This window comes from Ruegeria sp. N11 (genome assembly GCF_056531525.1).
Genome location: NZ_JBQFLX010000048.1, coordinates 1 through 7,006, shown reverse-complemented (window position 1 = coordinate 7,006; position 7,006 = coordinate 1). Strand labels below are relative to the sequence as shown.

At 54.7% G+C, this 7,006-nt stretch carries 9 protein-coding genes and 1 pseudogene; 1 reads left to right on the top strand and 9 read right to left on the bottom strand.

From position 1 onward, the window contains the following. Window positions 1–628 precede the first annotated feature (628 nt). The 9 genes from ureG to ACR0J8_RS23680 all read right to left on the bottom strand — a co-directional run bounded on the left by ureG (window position 629) and on the right by ACR0J8_RS23680 (window position 6,080). Window positions 629–1,258, bottom strand: coding sequence for an urease accessory protein UreG (ureG, locus tag ACR0J8_RS23720; protein WP_480527429.1), 630 nt, complete (start codon window positions 1,256–1,258; stop codon window positions 629–631). Next, window positions 1,255–1,908, bottom strand: coding sequence for an urease accessory protein UreF (locus ACR0J8_RS23715; RefSeq protein WP_480892705.1), 654 nt, complete (start codon window positions 1,906–1,908; stop codon window positions 1,255–1,257). Before ACR0J8_RS23715 ends, ureG begins: the two co-directional genes overlap by 4 nt. Beyond that, complete coding sequence (gene ureE / locus ACR0J8_RS23710) at window positions 1,892–2,344, bottom strand: urease accessory protein UreE (RefSeq protein ID WP_170613837.1); 453 nt, start codon at window positions 2,342–2,344, stop codon at window positions 1,892–1,894. The genes ACR0J8_RS23715 and ureE overlap by 17 nt, the downstream gene beginning before the upstream one ends. Window positions 2,345–2,372: 28 nt before the next feature. Further along, complete coding sequence (locus ACR0J8_RS23705) at window positions 2,373–2,597, bottom strand: DUF1127 domain-containing protein (protein ID WP_170613839.1); 225 nt, start codon at window positions 2,595–2,597, stop codon at window positions 2,373–2,375. A gap of 120 nt (window positions 2,598–2,717) precedes the next feature. After that, entirely contained in the window at window positions 2,718–4,478 is a 1,761-nt protein-coding gene (gene ureC, locus ACR0J8_RS23700; RefSeq protein WP_170613840.1) for an urease subunit alpha, read from the bottom strand. After that, entirely contained in the window at window positions 4,453–4,785 is a 333-nt protein-coding gene (locus tag ACR0J8_RS23695) for an urease subunit beta (protein ID WP_170613842.1), read from the bottom strand. The genes ureC and ACR0J8_RS23695 overlap by 26 nt, the downstream gene beginning before the upstream one ends. After that, on the bottom strand, window positions 4,782–4,943 hold the full coding sequence (locus ACR0J8_RS23690) for a hypothetical protein (protein ID WP_170613844.1): 162 nt from the start codon (window positions 4,941–4,943) through the stop codon (window positions 4,782–4,784). The genes ACR0J8_RS23695 and ACR0J8_RS23690 overlap by 4 nt, the downstream gene beginning before the upstream one ends. A gap of 17 nt (window positions 4,944–4,960) precedes the next feature. Further along, complete coding sequence (locus ACR0J8_RS23685; protein WP_170613846.1) at window positions 4,961–5,263, bottom strand: urease subunit gamma; 303 nt, start codon at window positions 5,261–5,263, stop codon at window positions 4,961–4,963. 1 nt (window position 5,264) lies between these two features. Next, complete coding sequence (locus ACR0J8_RS23680) at window positions 5,265–6,080, bottom strand: urease accessory protein UreD (RefSeq protein WP_480892700.1); 816 nt, start codon at window positions 6,078–6,080, stop codon at window positions 5,265–5,267. Between the two features lie 236 nt (window positions 6,081–6,316). Between ACR0J8_RS23680 and ACR0J8_RS23675 the strand changes: the two are divergent. Beyond that, a pseudogene (locus ACR0J8_RS23675) lies at window positions 6,317–6,495 on the top strand (ABC transporter ATP-binding protein); the annotation flags it as partial. Window positions 6,496–7,006 lie beyond the last annotated feature (511 nt).

The following is a 7,006-nucleotide window of genomic DNA, read 5'->3' as shown; positions in this document are numbered from 1 at the left end:
AACGCATCTTCATCCGAATACCGCTTCCGAGCCATCCATCATCCCTTCCGTGACACCAAAATAGTGGCACAGTTTTACGGGGCTAAGACAAGTGGGGTATCAACAAACTCGGAAAGACAAAGCCGGATCTAAATTGACACCCAAAGGCTCACACTGGACACCTCCAGTTACAGAGAGGTTAATGCCGGCGAGAGTCCATTTATTTACTTTGAGCTTCAAATTGCGAATTACCGCTTCATGGCACAAATCAGACATCTTACAAAAACACTCAGATGACCGCACCGAGCCCGAAGCGGGCGTCGCAATTTCGCGTCGTGCGTGCCCCTCAGCGGAGAAATTTCTGCAAAAAGCACTAACAGCCATGACAAAGCGCAGCATCGTGTCCGAACTTTCGGGCATCACGCAGAAATATCGGAGGGTGAAACTTGCAGAGCGCGCAAAAAACCGGCCTCGAAAAATGGCTTGGTTATGTGTAGTTGTATGGCTGAGCTTAGTGCTCTTCCTGTACAGACAACAGGTAAGTGAAGAAAAAAGATAACCTCCAGACGAACGAGGCAATGAAAGACTGTGCTTTCCGCCTCTCCAATCGACTTCAGGTGCCGACAATTTGGCATCTTCGTTCTGGGTGCTAATTCGCTTCTGAAATTGTTAACCCACCCCGCTTCACCAAGAGGTCAACAATTGCGGCAACCCCTTTTTTGTGACGAAGGGACGAAAACAAAAAAGGCCGTCCCTTGCGCATTCTGGCTGCGTCTCTTTCCATGACCTCCAGTGAAGCGCCAACATGCGGCGCCAGATCCGTTTTGTTTATGACCAGGATGTCGGACTTTGTTATGGCCGGTCCGCCCTTTCGTGGGATTTCCTCACCAGCGGCGACGTCAATCACATAGATTGTAAGGTCCGCGAGCTCCGGGCTGAAAGTAGCCGACAGGTTGTCGCCGCCGCTTTCGATAAGAACAATATCGAGATCGGGATGGCGTTCCTGCATTTCAGCGACCGCTGCTAGGTTGATCGATGCATCCTCGCGGATCGCTGTATGTGGGCAACCGCCCGTTTCCACGCCCATAATTCTATCTTGGGGAAGAATTTGCATACGCATCAATGCTTCAGCGTCCTCCTGAGTATAAATGTCATTGGTGATGACACTCACCGAACAGACGTCGCGCAAAGCTTCGGATAAGGCAGCAGTCAAAGTGGTCTTTCCGGCTCCAACCGGACCACCGATGCCAACGCGAAGAGGGCCGTTCATATTGTTCATGTACGGAATATCCTTGAATACTGTGTTTCGTGTTTCATCGACGCTATGTCCGTCAGGAACGCAGTCGAACTCAGTTCTTCTAAGCCTGCCATTTGCGCTTTTTCGGCGACATGAGCGCATAGCGGTGTCAAATTACGTATCAGTCTCTGAGAATCGGTTTGGCCCAGCGGCACTAGGCGCGTTGCGCAGGCGACCAAGTTGCTTGCAAATGCTTGTAAATACATCTTGGTCGCCAGTAACATGGGGAGGCCCTGCAGACGTGCGGCGTGGCCTACTGAAACTGGGTAAGCATATTGTTGGATATCTAGTTCCCAGACGTCTCCTGTGACCGTTCCGAATGCTTGTCCCAGCAATTCGGTTTCCATTTTTCTTTCAGATGACGCGCAGATGGCCCGCGCTTTGGCATCGACACTGATAAGTTGATCTTTATCCTGAGCGTTGTATGCGGACACTACGAACAGAGCGTCATTCCATCCAGATCCATGTTCCAGCGCATGTGAAACCCAGGCTTGGGTGTCTTGTGAACTGGAGACAGCTCCCTCGTCAATTGCAGCTTCCAGCCCATGAGAATAGGCAAAGCCCCCTACGGGATATGCCGGAGACAACCACTGGGTTAGCGTAAGGATATCAGCGTCAGTGGGCGTGGCCATGAGTCCTGCCGTGGCCATAGGCCCCACCTTCGGGGGTGAACGGTTCGTGAACCTCCCGAACCGAGGCTCCGATTTTCAGAAGCATGTCCCGGATCACATGATCGACCTGAATCAGAAGCCGATCCTTTTCGATTTGGCAGGGCGTGTGGCGATTGCCGATATGCCAAGCAATGCGCGTCAGGTCCGGGGCTTTAACCTCCAGCAACGCTTCGGGTGCAGCCTGTATTTCCACTTCGCGACCGTCATCCAGAACCAAAGCGCCACCGTGGTTCAACGAAGTCGTTTGTGCCAGATCGATGAGAATCTGTTCGCCACTTTCGCAGGTCAAAACCTTGCGCCGCAAAAAGCGGTCGTCATAGGTTAATGACAGACAGTCTGCTGGATCGCTATGCGTGTGATCCGAATACTTACGTGCAATACAGAGCAGGGCGGTCATACCGTCGCCTCCTCTGCAGGGGGAATGGTCAGAGCCAGATTGAGTCCGAAAATACCCGATGCACGATCCGTTCGCGCGCCAGGCCGCGCTTTTTCAACTCTTCGTCGCTCAGTGATTGCAGGAATTCGACTTGCCGGACGCGTGATTGAGCTTCGGCCACGCTGATCAGGGCCGAGTAGATTGACGATCCGATGGATGCGATCAAATTTGGCAGCGAAAAGCGTGCGTGTGTTTGTGCTGTTGAGTGTGCCATTTGGACCCTCGTAAATGTTGGTCCCCCCATTGGTTTTAATATTTGTCATAGTGGCCTCACTTAGAAGAGCGTGTTTGGTCATTTCTGCCTTGCGCGGGCCGCAACTCAGCACATTTTTGATCAGAACAAAAAGTATCGTTGCGCCATTGGCAGGACTTCGGCGGGTTGGCAGGTCAGCAACTCGCCATCCGCCCGGACTTCGTAGGTTTCCGGATCAACTTCGACTTGCGGCGTCGCGTTGTTCAGCAGAAGATCCTGCTTGCCGATCTCACGCGTGTTTTGGACGGCGACGGTCTGTTTTGCCAATCCCAGTGCATCACCGATCCCGTCCGCATAGGCGGCTTGCGAGACAAATGTGATCGCCGAGTTTTCTACCGACCGACCATATGCGCCAAACATGGGGCGGCTATAGACAGGCTGCGGAGTGGGGATAGACGCGTTGGGATCGCCCATCTGCGCACACGCAATCGTGCCGCCCAGCAGAACCATCTCGGGCTTCACTCCGAAAAAGGCAGGGTTCCATAGGACTAAGTCGGCGCGCTTGCCTTCTTCGATGCTACCGATCTCATGGCTGAGGCCGTGGGCAATGGCTGGGTTGATGGTGTATTTCGCGATGTAGCGGCGGACGCGAAAGTTGTCGTTCTCACCGGTTTCTTCGGGTAGACGACCGCGCTGTTTCTTCATCTTATCGGCGGTTTGCCAAGTGCGGATCAATACCTCTCCGACCCGACCCATGGCCTGGCTGTCAGACGCGATGATCGAGAACGCGCCCATGTCGTGCAGGATATCTTCGGCTGCGATGGTCTCGCGCCGGATGCGGCTTTCGGCAAAGGCCACGTCCTCGGGGATGGACTTGTCGAGGTGATGACAGACCATCAGCATGTCCAGATGCTCTTCGACCGTATTCACTGTGAAGGGTCGCGTCGGGTTGGTCGAGGACGGCAGCACGTGGTTCTCGCCGCAGATCTTGATGATGTCCGGGGCGTGTCCACCGCCTGCGCCTTCAGTGTGGAAGGCGTGAATCGTACGACCTTTTATGGCCGCCAAGGTGTTTTCCACAAAGCCTGATTCATTCAGCGTGTCAGTGTGGATCATCACCTGCACGTCCATTGCATCGGCTGTCGACAGGCAGCAGTCGATGGCGGCGGGGGTTGTTCCCCAGTCTTCGTGCAGTTTCAGGGCACACGCTCCGGCTTTGACCTGTTCCTCCAGTCCAGCGGGTAGAGAGGCATTGCCCTTACCTGCAAAGGCTAGATTCATTGGAAACGCATCAGCGGCCTGCAACATCCGCCCGATATGCCAAGGTCCAGGGGTGCATGTGGTCGCCAGCGTACCATGCGCAGGCCCTGTGCCGCCGCCCAGCATTGTGGTCAGGCCGGAATGCAGCGCGTCCTCGATTTGTTGCGGGCAAATAAAGTGGATATGGCTGTCGAACCCGCCCGCCGTCAGGATGCGACCCTCTCCTGCAATTGCCTCAGTACCAGGGCCTATGATGATGTCCACGCCAGGTTGCGTATCGGGGTTGCCGGCTTTCCCAATCTTGGCGATACGCCCGCCCGTCAACCCAACGTCCGCTTTGTAGATACCGGAATAATCGACGATCAGTGCGTTGGTGATCACCGTATCCACGGCCCCTTCAGCGCGGGTGGCCTGAGATTGCCCCATCCCGTCGCGAATGACTTTGCCACCACCGAACTTGACCTCTTCCCCATAGACATCTTCGCGGTGCCCGGTTTCGCTGAAACGCGCAGCCGTTGCGCGCTCAACGATCAGGTCCTTCTCAACCTCGATGATCAGTTCGGTATCTGCCAATCGTACTTTGTCACCGACCGTGGGGCCGAACATTGACGCATAGTCACTTCGGCTGATCTTGCCCGGCATCTTTCAGAGCCCCCATGATATGCATATTGAAACCGTAGATGTGCCGGCGCCCGTCAACTGGCACCAGTATGACTTCGCGAGTCTGGCCCGGCTCAAATCTCACAGCCGTGCCTGCCGGGATGTCCAACCGCATCCCCAAGGCCGCGTAGCGATCAAAATCCAAGGCAGAGTTGGCTTCGGCAAAATGGTAATGGCTGCCGACCTGCACCGGTCGATCACCGGTATTGGCGACAACAACAAGACGACTGCTGCGTCCTGCGTTGAGTGTCAGTGAACCCTCGGCAGGTATGATCTCACCCGGGATCATTTAGGCAGATTCAATATGACCGTGATGGCGATGACCGCGATCAATGCCAGCCCAGCTGCGAGCAGGGCGAAATCACTGCCATGGGCATGAATATGGGTATCCGTATGGGCCAAAGCAGGACCAGCCAAAATAAAAGCGGGAAACAACATTCGGTTCATTTGGAACTCCTTGGAAATTAGCGGATTGGGTTGTGAACAGTGACAAGCTTAGTGCCGTCTGGGAAAGTAGCTTCGACCTGCACCTCGTGGATCATCTCGGGCACGCCTTGCATGCATTGGTCGCGGGTGATCACTTCGGCGCCGGCTTGCATCATATCGGCGACTGAACAGCCATCGCGTGCGCCTTCGACCACGGCGTCGGTAATCAGGGCAATGGCCTCGGGGTGGTTCAACTTGACACCGCGGGCCAGCCGTTTGCGGGCGACCTCAGCAGCCATGGCAACCAGTAGTTTGTCTTTTTCACGAGGGGTCAGGTTCATCTCAGAGAATCCAGCAACGGGGTAATGTGTCTTTGTTCAGCCTGCGCAGAACCGGGACCAGAGTGCGGCGAAGGGCCAAGCTGTTGTGGGCTAGAACACGGATAGCCAGCAGGTCATTTTGGAGTAGTGTTGCACCTGCGTCGTCGGGCAGCATTCCGCGAATAGAATCCAAATGACCTTCGGCAGCCTCCGATGCAAAGACGATCAGTGCCATCGCCCCTGCGCCGTTTGCAATATGCGGCTTGGATAGGTGAGAGTGCCAATTACCGGAGAACCGCATCGCATCCAGGAACACCAGCTTTCCTTCGTGTCGTATCTCGATCCGATCGCTTAAGCGGATATCGGTCAACGTCTCGCCCATGGCGGCGCGCCCAAAGACCAGCGGCTCTACCATCAAAACCTCGGCACCCGGTTGCTTTTCGATCGTCAGGTGTCGTTCCAAAGCACTGCCGTTGAACAAAATGCTCTCTTGCGGCAACCAATTCAGGCGGGCTCCTGCTTCAACCGTCAGATGATTGATAACCTGGGCACGTTCTTCAGGTTGGGCCTTGTAGGCACGCTCGCAGGCTTGTGTCGTCAGTGTCAGCGCGGTGCCTTCCGCTGCCTTGCCTGAAAACCGGAATGAATCGCCGCCTGTCACACCACCTGCAGTGTTCAGAAGAACCGCATCAAGATCAGGCGTCGGGGTTCTGGGAAACAGGCATTTCAAAGACCCGGACTGGCGCAACTTGTCGAGCACGGTCCTTTGGCCCAATTTCTTGGTGCACAAGTAGACGGTGCCTGAAGCACGGGGCGGCAGCGCACTGTACGTGGGCAATATGGCAGCAGCTTGGGTAATCGGGCACCTTTAAAGCGTCGTTTTAATGCCTCTTGTTTCTCTGTTGTAGGGTCGGAATGCTAATCTGAAGCGTCTGAAACTGCCTATTTTCATATCGTGCGGCTAAATATTAGACAGCGACGTCAGTCCTGGATGAAAAAACAGGCACACCTCGCTGGTTTTCTAATTTGAGTCAAAGGTAAGTTACCAAACTTGCTGCGATGCAGAACTGGTGTGGGAGCGGCCTTTCTGGCGGTAAGCAGCAACAGCTGGCCATCGCGCGGGCGCTGATTGCGATGCTGCGACTGCTGCTGAATGAGCCAACGAAGGCATTCAGCCGAAGTTAATCCAACAGATTGGCGAAGTGATCCGGCGCCTTAGAACGATGAGCGGAATGGCAATTGTTGTAGTCGAGTAGAATTTCGACTTCACCCATGACCTTGTCAAAAATGATTGTCGTGTCGTGACGTGGAGAAGTCATGGTGCAAAGGCACACGATGCACCTTGGCTGGCAGCGTTCAAACGGGAGCTGCAGTCCTTTCCACGCGGACGCAACGACGATCAAGTCGACAGCATGCCCATTTTCTGAACTGGTCCAAGGGACTGGGATTCTACCGGACACGGGGTCGAGATCACCAGATCAACATCGAAGGTCGGGAACGCAACCGCGAGAGTATCAAACGACGGTAGAGTCTCGGATAAAAGCTTGAAGACGCATCGAACTGTGCTTCAAAGGTGGTCACCTCTATCTATCCCGCGAGCAGTCCCAATGACTGCTCGCAACCGCTAACCAGTCTTTTGACTATAGCCCCGAATTACCGCTCTAAGCCTATTTCGTTGAAGAACTCTTCCTTTTGGTTCGTTTTCTCTTCGAGGAATTTGAGCGGCTGCGTGCCTCTCACGCAGGATTTTCGGCTGTCGGTTGC